Raw genomic sequence first — 16,750 nt, 5'->3', positions numbered from 1 at the left:
CGGGCTCCGTCGAGGCTGATCGCAGTCCGCTTCCGCGTGCTGATTTCCAAAAGATCGATCGGCCCTGCGGGTTCGCGCGGGCGGCGCCGTCATGACCTTCGGGGATGCCGAACCGGCCGTTGCCTCGCTCGCGCGGACGAGGAGACGGTCGTTCGTTCGCCACCAGGAATTCGAAATCACGGCCGGCGCCGGGTGCCGCGCCGAACAAGAGGTCTCGTACATGCGCCAACTGCTTGCCGCCACCTGCCTGACTCCGGCCGTCCTCGGCCTCGCCGCGCCGCTCCATGCCGAGACGGTGATCAACGACGCCCGCACCGCGCCGCTGCGCACCTCCACCGTCGCCAATGGCGGCGCCGACGACATCCGCATCGGCACCAACGGCTCGGTCAAGCCGACTTCCGGGACCGCCATCACCATCGACAGCAACGACAATGTGATCAACCAGGGCACGATCCAGATCACCGGCGCGAACAATTCCACCGGAATCCTCGCCAATCCGGGCCGGGCCGGAACGATCACCAACAGCGGCAAGATCATCCTCGACGAGGATTATACCCCGGCCGACGGCGACAAGGACGGCGACAATGACGGTCCCTTCGCGCAGGGCAGCGGCCGCAACGGCATCCTCGTCGGTGCCGGCGGCACCTTCACCGGCCCCATCAGCAACAGCGGCACGATCACCATCGAAGGCAACCAGTCGGCAGGGATCCGGCTCGGCAGCCGACTGGCGGGGTCGCTCTCGAACGGCGGCACCATCGACGTGCTCGGCAACGATTCCTACGGCGTGCGCGCCGGCGCGGTCGACGGCAACGTCACGCTGAACGGTACGGTGCAGGCACGCGGCGCCAATTCCGTGGGCGCCGCCCTCGACGGCAATATAGGCGGTCGGCTGACCGTCCAGGGCAACATCAACGCGACCGGCTACCGCTCGACCACCGCCCCCGCCGATCCCTCCAAGCTCGACGCCGACGACCTGCTCCAGGGCGGGCCGGCGCTGCGCATCGCCGGCAACGTCGCCGGCGGCATCCTGTTCGACGTGGCGCCGCCCAACAACAGCACCACCGACGACGATGAGGACGATGACGGGATCAAGGACAGCGAGGAGGGCAATGCCGTCATCCGCTCCTACGGTGCGGCGCCCGCGGTGCAGATCGGATCGGCCACGCAGGATGTCGCGATCGGCGCCGTCGCCGGCCAGGCCTCCGGCCACGGCATCGTCATCAAGGGCATCATCGGCGGCAGCGGCGTCTATAGCGGAGTCGCCGGCAACGGCCTGGTGATCGGCGGGCTCGGCCGCAATGTCACGATCGCCGGCGGCATCACCGTCGCCGGCACGGTCGCGGCCAATGCCAACAATGCCGGCGCGACCGCGTTGCGCCTCGGCAGCGGCACCAGCGTCCCCAATCTTGTCAACAGCGGCGCGATCTCGGCCAGCGGCGGCGGCGGCACCGCCGCGACATCCACGCGGGCGCTGGTGATCGAATCGGGCGCCAGCCTGTCGACCATCCGCAACAGCGGCAGCATCACCGCCTCGGCGGGGGGCGCGAACGGATCGGCCGGCGCGATCATCGATCTCGCCGGCACGGTCGGGCTGGTCGAGAATAGCGGCACGATCGGGGCGGTCGCCGGCGCCGGCCCCGACAGCGCCATCGCCATCGATCTTCGCGCCAACAATGGCGGCGCCATCGTCCGGCAGACCGCGGCCGCGCAGAACGCGCCGGCCAGCGAGATCGTCGGCAACGTCCTTTTCGGATCCGGCGACGACCTGTTCGAGGTGGGCAGCGGCACCGTCGAGGGCACCACCCGCTTCGGCGCGGGCGCCGACCGGCTCAGCCTGAGCGGCAACGCCGCCTATATCGGCCAGGTCGATTTCGGCGCCGGCGCCAACACGCTTGCGCTGGCCGGCACCTCCCGCCTGACCGGCACGCTGGCCAATAGCGGCAGCCTGGCGGTCACGGTCAATGGCGGCGCGCTCGACCTCACCAATACCGGCACCGTGTCGCTGAACTCGCTGGCCGTCTCGGGCGGCGGATCGATCCGCGTCAACATCAACCCGGCCGGCGGCAACGGCACCTTGTACCAGGTCGCCGGGGAGGCGAGCTTCGCCACCGGATCGAAGCTGGTCGTGAATATCACCAACACGGCGGCGAGCGTCGGCAATTATGTCGTCGTCCGGGCCGGCACGCTGACCGGCGGATCGAACCTCTCGCTCGGCGAGGCGGTCCTTCCCTTCCTCTATGCGGGCTCGGTCAGCGCCAACCAGAATTCGGGCGAGGTGTCGCTGTCGATCCGGCGCAAGAACGCCACCGAGCTCGGCCTCAACCGGTCCGAGACGAGCGCGTTCGACGCCGTCTATGCGGCACTCGGCGAGGATGACGATATCGAGGGCGTCTTCCTCGGCGTCGCCGACGGCAACCAGTTCCGCGCCACGCTGCGCCAGATGCTGCCCGATCATGCCGGCGGCGCGTTCGAGACGGTGACGCAAGGTTCGCGCGCCACCACCCGCTTCCTGGCGGATCCGCGTGCGCCCGTCCTCGACATGGGCGGCTGGGGCTTCTTTCTCCAGCAGGTCGCCTGGGGATCGAGCACCGATCTCACCGACACCGCCGCCTATGAGGTGAGCGGCTGGGGCGCATCCGGCGGCGCCGAGATCAGGGCCGGGAACATGGGCGCCTTCGGTGTCGCCTTGTCCTACCTGCTCGGCGACGACGTCGACCGCAGCACCGACAACGAGGTGAGCACCGAGCAGTTCGAGCTCACCGGCTACTGGCGCGGGAGCTGGGGCAATCTGAGCGCCTTCGCCCGAGCCTCCGCGGCCCGGGTCGGCTTCGACTCGCTGCGCACCTTCATCGGCACGGTCGACGGCGAGACGGTGACCCGCGAGGCACGCGGCGACTGGAACGGCACATTGCTGTCGGCCGGGGCCGGCCTCTCCTACGAGGTGCGGACCGGACGGCTCAGCATCCGCCCGGCAGCGACCCTCGAATATTATACGCTGGACGAGAGCGGCTATACCGAGACCGGCGGGGGCGACGGATTCAACCTCGTCGTCGGCGGGCGTGACAGCGACGAGCTGGCGGCGAGCGGAACCCTCACCTTGGGCTACGATCTCGCCAGCCTCGACCCGGAAGAGACCTTCTTCCGCGTCGAGATCGAAGGCGGCCGCCGTCAGATCGTCGGAGGATCGCTCGGCAGCACGACCGCGCGCTTCGCCGACGGCGAGGAATTCACCCTGGTGCCGGACGAGCGGGAGAGCGGCTGGACCGGTCGGCTGCGGCTGCTCGGCGGCAGCCGCCATCTTCGCGTCGGCGGCGAGGTCGGCGCCGAGGAGCAGTTCGGCGAGGCCGCCATCTCGGCGCGCCTGACCCTGCACTCGACCTTCTGAGCAACCCAGGCCTCTCCCCTCGCGGGGCGGGAATTCGGGAGCGGTCGATCCGATGATATCGGGTCGGCCGCTTTCGTTATCCGGGTCTCCGCCGGGTCCGAGCCGCGGCAAGCCTGCCGCCGGCCGACGACAGCTCTAGCTGCCCCACCTCATGCCCATGGCGTTGGTGCTCGCCATCCGCACGTCGGTCGTTCGCATCGACGTATCGGGGGCGAGGAACCGGACGCGCCGATTGGCGAAGTCGAACGACACCCGCTCGAACAGCTGCAGCGCGTCCATGCCGAGCAGGATCGCCGGCTGCTCGGTCAGTTGCAGCTTCCGGAAGGGCTGCACGTCGGCGAAGGCGACGGGCAGGTTGCGGATGCCGGCGCCGCCGATCCTGATTTCGCGGGCAATACCATATTCGGCCTCGAGGATTCCGCCAGTGACGCTCATCATCCGGATCGGATGGAGGGCGCTCAGCCGGCGCCGTGCCTCGAGTCGACGGCGAAGGGCGCTGTTGGCGACCGTCACCTGCGATCCGGTATCGACGATGACGTAGATGCGCTGGCCGTCGAACGTTGCGTCGACGAGGAGCAGATGGCCGTAGCGGTTGCGCGCGCTGACCACGATCGTGTCGCTCGGCCACCGTTGCTCACGACGCCGCGACGGCGTCACCGTCATCACCTGGTTGATGAAATCGAGCTCGACGCGCTGCGATTGCAGGCTGTCGATGCCGAGCAGCCCTTCGGCGCCGAGATGGTGACGGGCGAGAGCGGGCGCATGGATATCGCTGACCGTCCGCCGGCCGATCTCGAGCTCGGGGATGACGAAGGTGTCGATCCGGCTGACCTCGGTCATGCTGTGCACGACGGCCGTGCGGCCGGGGTTGAGTTCGAGCCGGTTGGCGAGCTCGCGCGAGATCGCGGTCCGCTCGGCACCGGTGTCGACGATGAAGCTGTAGGGGCCCTGACCGTCGATGGTGACCGGCACGGTCATGCGCTGGGTCCGGTCCTCCTCGAAGCCGAGCGTCTCGGCGAAAGCCGTTTCGGGGGAGGCGGTGGTCGGATTGGGCGGAGCCAGATCGACCGGTTGGGGCTGCTGCTGGGCGGGCAGCGGCGCCGCCGTCGTCAGCAGCGCGAGGGCAAGAGCCTTGAGGGTAGATTGCATCACTGTTCTCCCGCCCACCGAGGACAGTGTAGCCCCAACCCGCGTGAATTACACTACCGCCATTGCCCGCTCGCGAAGCCGCTCGACGGCGGCGCCGTGGATGCCGGCCGCGGCGACGAGCACGCCGAACGCCTCGCCGGACGCGGTGTTGAAGGCGAGGGGCTGGCCGAGCGCGCCGGTGACGGTGGCGCCCGCCTCGTCCGCGATCAGAGCGGCGGCGGCGATGTCCCATTCATAGCCCCAGCGCAAGGTCGCGACGAGATCGGCCTCGCCGGCCGCGACCATGGCGATGCGCAGCGCGATCGAGTTGGGCCGCGACACGGCGACCAGATCGCCGTCCGCATCGGGAAGATGCTCCGCCGGGACCCGCGCGCCGCCGAGTTCCAGTCGCTTGCTGGCCTGGAGCGGCTCACCGTTGCGCCAGCTGCCCTGCCCGCGCGCCGACGTCCACAATTCGCCCCGCATCGGCGCCGACAGCACGCCGAGCACCGGCACGCGGTCCTCGACCAGCGCCACCGACACGCACCAGCCCGGCCGTTGCCGCAGATAGTCGCGGGTGCCGTCGATCGGATCGACCACCCACAGACGGCGCCGTTCGATCCGGTCGGACAGGTCCAGGCTCTCCTCGGACAGCCAGCCCGCTTCGGGGTCGAGCGCCCTCAGCTGCTCGTGGAGAAAGGCGTCGACCTCGAGGTCGATGTCGCAGACGGGATTTCCGGGACTCTTTTCCCAGCGCCCGAAATCGCTGCCGCAGGCGGCGGCGGCGATGCGGCCGGCCTCGGCGGCGATCCGCGCGACGACGTCGAGGTCCGCACCCAAGGACTCAGGCTCCCGCGACGGTCAGGCCTTCGACCCGCAGCGTCGGCACGTTGATCGCGCGGCGATGGTCGAGATCGTCGGCGGCGCTCAGCGTGCGGAACATCTCGATCAGATTGCCGGCGATGGTGATCTCGGCGACGGCGGTGGTCAGCTCGCCATTCTCGATGACGAAGCCGGAAGCGCCGCGGCTATAGTCGCCGGTGACCGTGTTGACGCCCTGCCCGATCAGCTCGGTCACGTAGAGACCGCGAGCGATGTCGGCGCGAAGCGCTTCGGGCGACTGCGCCCCCGGCTCGATATGGACGTTGGTGGCGCCGACGCCGGGCGCGCCGCCCGTGCCGCGACTGGCATGACCGCTGGTCTCGAGACCGAGCTGCCGCGCGGCGGCGCTGTTGAGCAGCCAGCCGGTGACGCGCCCGCCGTCGATCAGCCGGGAGGGCCGCGTCGCCACGCCCTCGCCGTCGAAAGGTTTGGAGCGGAGCCCGCGCCGCCGATGCGGATCGTCGACCACTTTGATTGCGTCCGGGAAGATGGCCTCCTCCTCCCGGCCAAGCAGGAAGCTGGTCTTGCGGGCGATGGCGGCGCCGCTCATCGCACCGAGAAGATGGCCGACGAGGCTGCCGCCGACCCGAGGGTCGAACAATACCGGCATGGTGCCGCTCGGCAGCTTGCCCGGATCGAGGCGCCCCAGCGCGCGGGTGGCGGCGAGGCTGCCGAGCGGAGCGGGTCCCTCCAGATCGGCATAATGGCGAACCTGGTGGCTCGCCGAATCGCGCTGCATTCCGGCGCCGGTGCCGGCGATGACGCTGACGCCCGCGCTGTAGCCGCTGGACGTATAGCCGCGGACGAAGCCGTGGCTGGTGGCGAGCGCGACGACGCTTCGCCCCGCACTGATCCCGGCCCCTTCGCTGTTGGTGATGCCGGGGACGGAGCGGGCGGCCTCCTCCATCTCGAGCGCCCGCGCCTTGAGCTCGCCCGGCGAAGGATCGGCCTCGTCGTCGCCGTCGATGTCGACCGGCTCGCCGCGATAGAGGCGGCCTTCCGGCGCCAGGCCGGAATAGGGATCCTCGGGCGCCTCGCGCGCCATCGCGGCGGCACGGTCGACCAAGGCGGCGAGCGCGTCGGGCGAGAGATCGGACGAGGAGACGCTCGCCGAACGGCGCCCGACGAAGAATCGCAGGCCGATCTCCTCGCCTTCCGACCGGCCGACATCCTCCAGCGCGCCGAGGCGGACCTGGACGCCGGTCGAAGCCTCGCCGACATAGAGGACATCGGCGGCATCGGCGCCCGCTTTGCGGGCGGCGTGGATGAGGGCGGCGGCGCGCCCTTCGGCTTCCTGGACGTCAAGCATGGGGGGCAGTTAGGGTCCGGACGCGTGATCGGCAATGGTCGTGATCGCGGGTCCCGGCCCGGGCGCGCTCCCGTCAGGAGCGATGGATCAGGCCGTGCCGACGACCAGGCAGGCGAGGAACATGAGCAGGCCGGCGAAGCGATTGGAGCGGAACTTGGCGAGGGCATCGTCGCCTTCCTCCGTCTTCAGCGTCGCCACCTGCCACAGGAAGTGGAGCGCCACCGGCAGCAAGGCGAGCAAGGCGTAGCCTTCCTGGCGCAGCCCGGAAATGGCGAGCGCCCAGAGGACGAGCGCGGCGGCGTAGCAGAAGGCGACTCCCAGCCGCGCATGACGGCCCAGCGCCCGCGCCGACGAGCGCACGCCGACCAGCGCGTCGTCCTCGCGATCCTGCAGCGCATAGATGGTGTCGTAGCCGATCACCCAGAAGATCGAGCCGGCATAGAGGAGCAGGCCCGGTGCCGTCAGCGAGCCGGCGATCTGCATCCACCCGACCAGGGCCGCCCACGAAAAGACGAGGCCGAGCCAGGCCTGCGGCCACCAGGTGATCCGCTTCATGAACGGATAGAGGGCGACCGGCGCCAGGCTGGCGAGCGCCACGATCTGCGCCGGCCGGTCGAGCTGGAGCAGGACGACGAGGCCGACCAGGCTCATCGCCGTCAGCACCGCCCAGGCGCCGCGAAGCGAGGCCCGGCCGCTCGCCAGGGGCCTCAGGCGAGTGCGCTCGACCCGGCGATCGAGATCGCGGTCGACGATGTCGTTATAGACGCAGCCGGCGCTTCGCATCGCCCAGGCGCCGAGCGCAAGCCAGGCGACGAGCGCCCAACCGTCGACGCCGCCGCCTTCCTTCCACAGGCCGGCCAGGGCGGCCGCCCAGGCGCCCGGCCAGAAGAGCAGCCAGGCGCCGATCGGCCGATCCAGCCGGATCAGCGAGGCATAGGGCCGGGCGGCGCGGGGAAGCGCACCGATGAGGCCACGCCTCTCGCTGTCGGGAACCACGTCTTCGGCGGCGATGTTCATCGCGCCGCCATAGCGCCTGCGCACCGCATTTCGAAGCTTGCCCGATCGCTCGGCAGCGGCAACATCGCAGCGGGAGTCGAACTGACCAAGGAGCCTCCGATCTCATGCCCGCGACTCCCGCCTGGCCGCCGTCGAGCCTGCCGCGACTGTACATCGACCAGGCGCTGGCCGCGGATACGCTTCTGACCCTGGACGGGCCGGCGGCCAATTATCTCGGCAACGTCCTTCGGCTGCAGCCGGGGGCCGAGGTGAAGCTGTTCGACGACCGCACCGGCGAATGGCTGGCACAGATCAAGGCGGCGGGCCGCAAGCGGGTTTCGCTCGAAATCCGGCGACGGCTTCGGGAGCGCGAGCCCGCGCCGGACCTGTGGCTGCTCTTCGCGCCGATCAAGCGGGGCAGGATCGACTGGCTGGTGGAGAAGGCCACCGAGCTCGGCGCGGCGCGGCTGCTTCCGGTGCTGACCCAGCGCACCATCGTCGACCGGCTCAACCTGGATCGGCTGCGCGCCCATGCGGTCGAGGCGGCGGAGCAATGCGACCGGACCGCGCTCCCCGAGCTGGCCGAGCCGGTGCGGCTCGACGCGCTGCTGCGCAGCTGGTCTGCGGGGCGATCCTTGCTGTTCGCCGACGAGGAAGGCGGCGTTCCTTTGGCCGAGGCCGCCGGTCCGGCCCCGGCGGCGATCCTGATCGGGCCGGAAGGCGGGTTCACCGCGGCCGAGCGCGACGCGATCCGCTCGCTGGAGGCGGCGCGGCCGGTCTCGCTGGGGCCGCGGATCCTGCGCGCCGAGACCGCCGCCGTGGCCGCGATCGCCTTGTGGATGAGCGCCGCCGGCGACTGGAGCCGGCCGCCGCGCTCCGCGCCGCCCGAGCAATAAGGCAGGCTGATGGGTAGCCCGTTGAAACCCGCTGGCGGGGCGCCCGCGGCCCCGCTAGAGCGGCGGCGATGACGACCCGCACCGGCCCGCTCAAGGGCGACCATCCCATCGAAGGCCGCGAGGATCTGCTCGCCGTCTTCGCCGGCGGCGAGAAGCCGCGCGAAGCTTGGCGGATCGGCACCGAGCATGAGAAATTCGTCTATCGGCGCAGCGATCATAGCGCTCCCGCTTATGACGCGCCGGGCGGCATTCGCGACCTGCTCACGGAGATGGTCTCCTTCGGCTGGACCCCTGTCGAGGAGAATGGCAACATCATCGCGCTGACTGGCCCGGACGGGGCGGTGAGCCTGGAGCCCGCCGGCCAGCTCGAGCTTTCCGGCGCGCCCCGCGAGCATCTCCACGAGACCTGCTGCGAGGCCGGGCGGCACCTCGCCCAGGTCAAGGCGGTGGGCGACGAGCTCGGAATCGGCTTCCTCGGCCTCGGCATGTGGCCGGACAAGAGCCGGGCTGACCTGCCGGTGATGCCCAAGGGCCGCTACGCGATCATGCTCTCCTACATGCCCAAGGTCGGCAGCCTCGGCCTCGACATGATGCTTCGCACCTGCACCATCCAGACCAACCTCGACTATGAGTCCGAGGCGGACATGGCGATGAAGTTCCGGGTCGGCCTGGCGCTTCAGCCGCTCGCCACCGCCCTGTTCGCCAACTCGCCTTTCACCGAGGGCAGACCGAACGGCTTCCTTTCCTATCGCAGCCACATCTGGTCGGACACCGACGCGGACCGGACCGGCATGCTGCCTTTCGTCTTCGAGGACGGCTTCGGCTACGAGCGCTATCTCGATTTCGCGCTCGACGTGCCGATGTACTTCGTCTTCCGGGACGGACGCTATATCGACACCTCCGGCCAGTCCTTCCGCGATTTCCTCGACGGTCGGCTGCCGGCGCTTCCCGGCGAGCGGCCGCTCGTCTCCGACTTCACCGATCACCTCTCCACCATCTTCCCGGAAGTGCGCCTGAAGAGCTTCCTCGAGATGCGGGGCGCGGACGGAGGCCCGTGGAACCGGATCTGCGCCCTTCCCGCTTTCTGGGTCGGGCTGCTCTACCAGCCGGACGCCCTCGCCGCCGCCTGGGACGAGGTGAAGAACTGGCCGATCGAAGCGCACCAGGCGCTCAGGGACGCCGTCCCGAAGCTTGGCCTGCGCGCCCCGACCGCGACCGGCGAGACCCTGCTCGAGCTCGGCCGCCGCGTCCTCGCGATCGCCGAAGCGGGGCTCAACGCGCGCGGCAAGCTGAACGCCTCGGGCGACAACGAATCCGGCTTCCTCGATCCGCTGCGCGAGGTGCTGGCGTCGGGCAAGACCCCGGCCGAGCGGCTGCTCGAAAGCTATCATGGCGAATGGGCGGGCGACTTGTCCCGCATCTACGAGGAAGAGAGCTTCTGATGACCGACGCGCGAGCCGCAGAGCGACGCACGCTCTATCCTCCGATCGAGCCGTTCGCGACCGGCCGGCTGGACGTCGGCGACGGTCACAGCCTCTATTGGGAAAGGTGCGGCACCAAGGGCGCGAAGCCGGTCGTCTTCCTCCATGGCGGACCGGGCGCCGGGTGCAGCCCCGATCATCGGCGCCAGTTCGATCCCGCGCGCTACGACATATTGCTGTTCGACCAGCGGGGATGCGGACGCTCGACCCCGCATGCCAGCCTCGAGGCGAACACGACCTGGCATCTCGTCGATGACATCGAGCGGCTGCGTGCGCTGATCGGCCATGACAAATGGATGGTGTTCGGCGGGTCTTGGGGCTCGACGCTGGCCCTCGCCTACGCGCAGGCGCATCCCGGACGGGTCACCGAGCTGGTGCTTCGCGGCATCTTCACCTTTCGCCAGTCGGAGCTGGACTGGCTCTACCGCCATGGCGCGTCGGAGATCTTTCCCGACAAGTGGGAGGCGTTCCTGGCCCCGATCCCGGAGGCCGAGCGCGACGATCTCGTCGCCGCTTATCATCGCCGCCTGACCGGTCGCGATCCGGCGGCGCAGCTCGCCGCCGCCAAGGCCTGGAGCCAATGGGAAGCGGAGACGGTGACCCTGCTCCCCAATCCCCACGTCATCGAGGAGCATACCGAGGACGATTTCGCGATCGCCATCGCCCGGATCGAGAATCACTACATGGTCAACAAGGGCTGGATCGAGGAGGGGAGCCTGATCCGGAACGCCGCCCGGCTGAAGGACATTCCGGCGGTGATCGTCCAGGGGCGCTACGATTGCTGCACGCCGCCGGTGACGGCCTGGGACCTGCACAAGGCGTGGCCGGAAGCGAAGCTCGAGATCGTTCCCGACGGCGGCCATCTGTTCAACGAGCCCGGAATCCTCGACGGCCTCGTCCGCGCCAGCGACGCCTTCGCCGCGCGCTGAATTCGATACCGGCCCACGGGCCGCGCCGCTACCATCGGCCGGCTCGGCGATTCGCCGGCCGGCATCCATTCGGGGGGAATCATGAATCATCGTCTCAAAGCCGCGGCCTTCCTGCTGGGCGCGTCGCTCGTCGCGCTGCCCGCCCTCGCCCAGCCCGCCGCGACGCCGAGCTGGTCGGCCGACGGCCGCCTCGAGGACAGCGACAGCCAGGACGGCGACCGGCGCTACGACGATCACCGGCTGACCCTGGAGGCCGGGCGCCGCTACCAGATTTCGGCCAGCTCCGACGATTTCGACACCGTGATCCGGCTCTACCGGGCGGGCGCCGACGAACCGGTGGCGACCAACGACGATTATGGCGGCAGCTTCAACTCGCGGCTGGTCTTCACGCCGGAGGCCGCGGGCGAATATCGCCTCCGGGTCCTTGCTTATTCGGGCGACGGCCGGGGCGCCTATCGGGCCGAGGCGGGGATCCTGCCGCCGCTGCCGCCGGCCGCGCAGGTTCCGCAGGGCCGCGGCTTCGAGGGCCAGGGCCGGCTGGAGTCCGCGCCGACGCAGCCGGAAGGCGCGGACCAGGCCTATGTCGAGCCGCCTTATGCCGAGCACCGGCTCCAGCTCGAGGCGGGGCGCCGCTATCGCTTCTCCGCCACTTCCGAGGATTTCGACACCCAGATCCAGCTGGTTCGCGAATCCGACGAGAGTGTCGCGGCCGAGAATGACGATTATGGCGAGGGCCTCAATTCGCGGGTGAGCTTCGCCTCGGAGGAGAGCGGCATCTACTCGCTGCGGGTGCGCTCGGTCGGCGGCAATGGCGGCGCCTATCGGGTGGGTGCCGAATTGCTGCCGCCGCTGCCGGCGCCGAACGCCGCGCCGGCCGGTGAGCGCGCGCAGACGGTCTGGCACATCTGGCAGGGCGAGCTGTCGAGCAGCGATCCCGACAATGAAGGGCAGTTTTTCGACGACTATCTGGTGCGGATGCGCGCCGGCGAGACCAGGCTGGTGATCGCCGATGCCGACGGCTTCGACACGACCGTGGCGGTGCTGCCGATGAGCGGGCGCAACGGCCAGCCGCTCTACATGGACGACGATTCCGGACCGGGCGTCAATTCCTTGCTCGCCTTCCAGGCCAGCGAGGACGGTGATTATGTCGTGCGGGTGAGCTCGTTCAGCGCCGGCGCCGCGGGCGCCTACCGCCTGCGGATCAGCGAGCCGGTCACTCCGCCGCTGCCGGCCGAGGCGGGCCCGGCCGATCTCGGGATGGACGACCACTCAGGGCATTGATCAGGCGGGGGATGGGGCCGTTGCGCTCCATCCACTCGGCATATTCGCGATAGGCGGGGTCGGCCATCAGGTGCCGCTCCTCGGTACGCGCGCGCCAGTAATAGACGCCGCCGATCAGGGCGAGCACCACCGTGTTGCGGACCATGTCGACCGGGTTTCCGGTGCTCGCAAGGAAGGGCAGCGCCGCGAACCACCAGAACAGGTTCTTCGACAGATAGGCCGGATGCTTGCTCCAGGCATAGGGCCCGTTGGTCAGGATGCCGCGATGGGTGAGGTTGGAGAAGCGGATGCCGAACGCCACCGTCGCCCAGGCATAGACGCCGGTCAGGAAGACCAGCCAGACCGCGTTCAAGGTCATCAGCCACGGATGATCGGCCAGCCACCAGGTCCAGTCTTCGGCGCCGATATGATAATCGAGCGGCCCGCCGGGATTCATCAGGATGAAGGGCGGATAGCAGATCAGGGCGGCGACCCATCCGGCCGTATAGGGGTTGGCGGATCGGATATGCGCGTCGAGCGGCTTCAGGGTGAGGGCGTAGCCGACGGTCGCGAACACGACGTCGATCATGAACATGACCGCGATCAGCCAGCGCGCCAGATTGGCGGGATTGTCGGCGATCCAGGCCCATTCCAGCCGGATCGTCTCCGCCCAATTGCCGGGCACGATCGAGATCATGAAGGCGAGGAAGAACCCCTTCACGGCCCAGGCGCGCAGGAAATCGTATAGGATCTCGCGGTCGGCGGCCTCGGGACGGCCGATCAGCCACTGCCCGAAATGCCAGGCGCCGTCGCGCGGCTCGGCCAGCCGGCGGTCGAGCCACAGGAGATAGGGGAAGGACAGCAGGACCATCGGGATCGCGGCGACGCCGATCACCTGCATGGCGAACAGATAGGCGCCGTCCCAATACCAGCGGGCGATGCAATAGAGCGCGCCGATCACGCCCCAGATGCCCCACAGCCCGGCAAGCTTGACCAGGCTGATATCGATCGTCTCGCGCAGGGGTCGCGGCGCGGCATCCCAGTCGATCCCGGTGGTCGGCCGGCGGTGGACCTTGTCGACCAGGATCGACCAGAGCAGCATCGGCACGGCGCACGCGACCAAGGCGGTCAGCGCGGCGAGTGGCCCGATCATGCCGAAATGGCGGGCCACCAAGGTCCACAAAACGAGACCGCCGAGCCCGACCAGGCCGGTCGCGGCGCTGACCGCCGACGCCGGACGCGGATCGGTGTGGGGCGCGTCGCCCGGCTTCGCTTCGACGGTCATGGCGGCCCTCCATAAGGGCCAGAGGTAAGCAAGCGGTGAAAGCGGCGTCCGGTGCCGGTTCGGTACGGCGAAAGAACGATCCCGCCGGTAAGCACTTCTTAAAGCAGTTTTCCGGCAGAAGGGGAAAAGACGAGACTGGGCGCTTGCTGCGAGGACGAAAGATGCTGACTGAAAACCGCATCGAGGAGACCCGCTTCTCCTTCTCCGATCGGGTCCCCGATCCGCCCGAACGGCGGCAGCAGGACCGGGTCGTCACCATCCTCAGGGTCGGAACCTTGATCATCGACGGCCGCCGCGAGCTGTGCCTGATCCGCAACATCTCTGCAGGCGGACTGCTCGCCCACGTCTACAGCCCGGTCGAGCCGGAGCAGAAGGTGCTCGTCGAGCTGAAGTCGAACCAGCAGATCGAGGGCCGGATCGCCTGGGTGAAGGACGAGAATGCCGGGATCGCCTTCGACGTCCCGGTCGACATCACCGCTTTGCTCGCCAATCCACCGGTGCTGCCCAATGGCTGGCGGCCGCGCATGCCCCGCGTCGAGGTCGACCGGCTGGCCACCCTGCGCGACGGGGCCGTGACCCACTGGGTCCATATCCGCGACATCTCGCAGGGCGGGGTGAAGCTGGAATTCGAGCAGCCGCTCGAGATCGGCGCCGAGATCGTCATCACCCCCGAACATTTCGGGCCGGTGGCCGGGACGGTGCGCTGGCAGAAGGACCGCTTCTGCGGCGTCTCGTTCAATCAGGCCGTCCCGTTCGATCAGCTCATCGCCTGGCTGAAGCGCGGAAGCTGATCCTCCCGCCGATTGCGCTTCGCCGTCCGATTTGCGATGGAGCATAGCGTTCGCGGACGGAGGCAGCAGCGTGACAGCGGAAATCATCGACGGGCGCGCTCTGGCCGCCCGCGTCGTCGAGGACGTCAGGCGGGAGATGGCTGGGTTGCCGCGGCCGCCCGGCCTCACCGTGCTCCTCGTCGGCGACGATCCCGCCAGCCACCTCTATGTCCGCGGCAAGATCAAGCTGGCCCGCGACCTCGGCTTCGCCGCCGATGTCACGCTGCTGCCGGGGGACGCCACCGAGGCGCAGGTGCTGGCCGAGATCGCCCGCTTCAACCAGGACGACACGATCGACGGCATCCTCGTCCAGCTGCCGCTGCCCAAGCAGATCAACACGCTGCGCGTGATGGCGGCGGTGGATCCGGCCAAGGATGTGGACGGCCTCCATGCGCTCAATGCCGGCCTGCTCTCGCAGGGCGCCGAAGGGCTCATCCCCTGCACGCCTTTGGGCTGCCTCAAGATCATCCGGTCGGTGGTGCCCGACCTCACCGGCATGCACGCGGTCGTCATCGGCAGCTCCAACATCGTCGGCAAGCCGATGGCGGCCTTGCTGCTCGAGGCGCGCGCGACGGTGACGGTCGCGCACGTCCATACCCGCGACACGCCCTTCATCTGCCGGGGCGCCGACATCCTGGTGAGCGCGGTCGGCAAACCTGGCCTCGTCCGCGGCAACTGGATCAAGCCGCGGGCGATCGTCGTCGACGTCGGAACCACCCGCATCGCCAAGCCCGGGGGCGGCTACCGGGTCGCCGGCGACGTCGACTTCGAGGAGGCGCGCGAAGTGGCCGGGGCGATCACGCCGGTGCCGGGCGGCGTCGGGCCGATGACCATCGCCTGCCTTATGGAGAATACGCTCCGCGCCGCGAAGGCACGTCTGCGGCGGGCGGAGGCGAAATCGGCGGTTGCGGGCTGACCGGCTGGAGCGGGTAGCGGGAATCGAACCCGCATCACAAGCTTGGAAGGCTAGTGCTCTACCATTGAGCTATACCCGCCCGCGCCGAGGGCATGACCTAATCCGGCCGGTACATTTTGCAAGAGGGGACGTGACGCCCGCCCCTCCCCGCCGTCGCGGTCAATCCTCGGCATCCGCTTCCCGCGGCGACTCGATCCAGCTGGCGATCCAGGTGGGCAGGAGCAGGCTGACGGCCTGAACCCCGAAGCCGAGATTGATCCAGTCGAGCGGCCCCTGCGGATGCCAAAGAAAGGGTGCGCCGGCGGCGGCCATGTAGAAGCAGCCGAGCATCATCACGACGCCGAGCACGATTCCGGCGATGGCGTGCGCCTGCGACTTCACCATCAGTTCCCGCTCGTCGAGCGGCCCGGTCGCGGTCGCGGTGAAGCGCGGCCCCAGGGCGCGTAGAAAGCCCGCGGCGAGGAAAGCGCCGTAGAAGAAGAACCACCCGACGAAATAATCGGGGATCGCGCGTCCGGCGTTCGCCATGATCCCATAGCCCGCGACCAGAGCCGCGATCACCAGCAGCGGCGTCCAGCGGTAGCTGCGCGGCTCCGATTTCATGAAGATCAGGCGGTCGATCCGCGTCGCGTAGACGAGGCGGTCCATTCTCTCGAGCAGGCTCATGGATTTCGCTCTCCCGCCGCGGCGGCGCGGCGCATGGTGTCGGCGACGGATTCGAAGGGACGGAAGGAAAAGAGCAGCTCGATCGGAACGCCGAAGAAGGCGGCGATCTTCATCGCCAGCTCGAGGCTGGGCTTGTAGTCGCCCCGCTCGAGATAGCCGATCGTCTGATTGTTCACGCCCACCGCTTCCGCAAGCTCGCGGCGGGTGACGCCGCGCTCGGCGCGGAAGACGGCAATGCGGTTATAGAGAATCCCCACGACACCATCATCTCTCAGCAACGAGATGTTGTGTATACACAACGAACCATTAGGCCGTCAAGACGATGCGACTGCAGCTCAGCTCAGCGGTCCTCCGTGGCGATCATCTCACTCCGGGATTCGGCCGCAGCCTCTGCCCGGCGGCGAGCTGTTCTTGGGCCGGTTCGGGAACGTAAGAAGGGCGCGGCGGCCGAAGCCACCGCGCCCCTGCTTCGTTCGACCATGCCCGGCGAGGGCCGAGCTCAGAAGTCCTTCCAGTCGTCGGCATCGGCGACATGGGCGAGGACGCCGTTGCCGTTGGCCTTGGCGCCGGCGAGCGGCTTGACCGGGGAGACGTAGCCGCCCTTCTTCGGCGCGGCCGACGCGGCCGGGGCCGCCTTGCGCGCCTTCGCCGGAGCGCGGCGGCTTTGGCCCTCGTCGCCGATCTCGAACTGGCCGGCCTGCTCGGCCAGCGCCTCGACCTCGCCCGACAGGTTGCGGGCGGCCGCCGAGGTCTCCTCGACCATCGCCGCATTCTGCTGGGTCGACTG

General features: G+C 69.3%; 14 protein-coding genes, 1 tRNA gene and 1 pseudogene. 7 read left to right on the top strand and 9 right to left on the bottom strand.

Annotated features, from left to right (window positions below; translation table 11 throughout):
* Positions 1-220 precede the first annotated feature (220 nt).
* The gene (locus tag DDE10_RS20760) at positions 221-3,385 is read left to right on the top strand and encodes an autotransporter outer membrane beta-barrel domain-containing protein (protein WP_114954767.1); all 3,165 of its coding nucleotides are present in this window, start codon (positions 221-223) and stop codon (positions 3,383-3,385) included.
* 135 nt (positions 3,386-3,520) lie between these two features.
* Here the strand turns inward: DDE10_RS20760 and DDE10_RS20755 are convergent, their stop codons facing one another.
* The 4 genes from DDE10_RS20755 to ubiA all read right to left on the bottom strand — a co-directional run bounded on the left by DDE10_RS20755 (position 3,521) and on the right by ubiA (position 7,721).
* Entirely contained in the window at positions 3,521-4,534 is a 1,014-nt protein-coding gene (locus DDE10_RS20755) for a retroviral-like aspartic protease family protein (RefSeq protein WP_114954719.1), read from the bottom strand.
* A gap of 48 nt (positions 4,535-4,582) precedes the next feature.
* Positions 4,583-5,353: a 3'(2'),5'-bisphosphate nucleotidase CysQ gene (locus DDE10_RS20750; RefSeq protein WP_114954718.1), complete on the bottom strand. Its 771-nt coding sequence runs from the start codon at positions 5,351-5,353 to the stop codon at positions 4,583-4,585.
* Positions 5,354-5,357: 4 nt separating this feature from the next.
* Positions 5,358-6,704 carry a TldD/PmbA family protein gene (locus DDE10_RS20745; protein WP_114954717.1) on the bottom strand — a complete coding sequence of 449 codons (1,347 nt, stop codon included), beginning with the start codon at positions 6,702-6,704 and terminating at the stop codon, positions 5,358-5,360.
* Between the two features lie 87 nt (positions 6,705-6,791).
* Entirely contained in the window at positions 6,792-7,721 is a 930-nt protein-coding gene (ubiA, locus tag DDE10_RS20740) for a 4-hydroxybenzoate octaprenyltransferase (RefSeq protein ID WP_114954766.1), read from the bottom strand.
* 104 nt (positions 7,722-7,825) lie between these two features.
* Here ubiA and DDE10_RS20735 point away from each other — a divergent pair, with 104 nt between their 5' ends.
* The 4 genes from DDE10_RS20735 (at position 7,826) to DDE10_RS20720 (ending at position 12,287) form a co-directional block, all read left to right on the top strand.
* A complete protein-coding gene (locus tag DDE10_RS20735; RefSeq protein ID WP_114954716.1) occupies positions 7,826-8,596 on the top strand; it encodes a 16S rRNA (uracil(1498)-N(3))-methyltransferase in 771 nt (256 codons plus the stop codon).
* 68 nt (positions 8,597-8,664) lie between these two features.
* A complete protein-coding gene (locus DDE10_RS20730) occupies positions 8,665-10,038 on the top strand; it encodes a glutamate--cysteine ligase (protein ID WP_114954715.1) in 1,374 nt (457 codons plus the stop codon).
* Positions 10,038-11,006: a prolyl aminopeptidase gene (gene pip / locus DDE10_RS20725; protein WP_114954714.1), complete on the top strand. Its 969-nt coding sequence runs from the start codon at positions 10,038-10,040 to the stop codon at positions 11,004-11,006. The genes DDE10_RS20730 and pip overlap by 1 nt, the downstream gene beginning before the upstream one ends.
* An 81-nt stretch (positions 11,007-11,087) precedes the next feature.
* Positions 11,088-12,287, top strand: a complete 1,200-nt coding sequence (locus DDE10_RS20720; protein ID WP_114954713.1) for a PPC domain-containing protein — start codon at positions 11,088-11,090, stop codon at positions 12,285-12,287.
* On the opposite strand, the gene DDE10_RS20715 is transcribed toward DDE10_RS20720, so the two are convergent.
* Positions 12,220-13,551, bottom strand: coding sequence for a methyltransferase family protein (locus DDE10_RS20715; protein ID WP_114954712.1), 1,332 nt, complete (start codon positions 13,549-13,551; stop codon positions 12,220-12,222). The two genes, DDE10_RS20720 and DDE10_RS20715, sit on opposite strands and share 68 nt — an antisense overlap.
* 161 nt (positions 13,552-13,712) lie before the next feature.
* Between DDE10_RS20715 and DDE10_RS20710 the strand changes: the two genes are divergently transcribed.
* Positions 13,713-14,342, top strand: coding sequence for a PilZ domain-containing protein (locus DDE10_RS20710; RefSeq protein WP_114954711.1), 630 nt, complete (start codon positions 13,713-13,715; stop codon positions 14,340-14,342).
* 70 nt (positions 14,343-14,412) lie between these two features.
* Entirely contained in the window at positions 14,413-15,297 is an 885-nt protein-coding gene (locus DDE10_RS20705; protein WP_114954710.1) for a bifunctional 5,10-methylenetetrahydrofolate dehydrogenase/5,10-methenyltetrahydrofolate cyclohydrolase, read from the top strand.
* 5 nt (positions 15,298-15,302) lie between these two features.
* Here DDE10_RS20705 and DDE10_RS20700 read toward each other — a convergent pair.
* From DDE10_RS20700 to DDE10_RS20685, 4 genes and pseudogenes are all read right to left on the bottom strand, one after another.
* Positions 15,303-15,376 (bottom strand) — tRNA-Gly (locus DDE10_RS20700).
* Between the two features lie 80 nt (positions 15,377-15,456).
* The gene (locus DDE10_RS20695; RefSeq protein WP_114954709.1) at positions 15,457-15,963 is read right to left on the bottom strand and encodes a hypothetical protein; all 507 of its coding nucleotides are present in this window, start codon (positions 15,961-15,963) and stop codon (positions 15,457-15,459) included.
* Positions 15,960-16,220, bottom strand: a complete 261-nt coding sequence (locus DDE10_RS20690; RefSeq protein WP_284734799.1) for a helix-turn-helix transcriptional regulator — start codon at positions 16,218-16,220, stop codon at positions 15,960-15,962. Before DDE10_RS20690 ends, DDE10_RS20695 begins: the two co-directional genes overlap by 4 nt.
* A 242-nt stretch (positions 16,221-16,462) precedes the next feature.
* Positions 16,463-16,750 (bottom strand): annotated as a pseudogene (locus tag DDE10_RS20685) (methyl-accepting chemotaxis protein); the annotation flags it as partial.

The organism is Sphingosinicella terrae, from assembly GCF_003347635.1.
Classification (GTDB): Bacteria; Pseudomonadota; Alphaproteobacteria; order Sphingomonadales; family Sphingomonadaceae; genus Allosphingosinicella; species Allosphingosinicella terrae.
The sequence above is the reverse complement of the archived record's forward strand: the minus strand, read 5'-3'. Positions and strand labels throughout refer to the sequence as shown.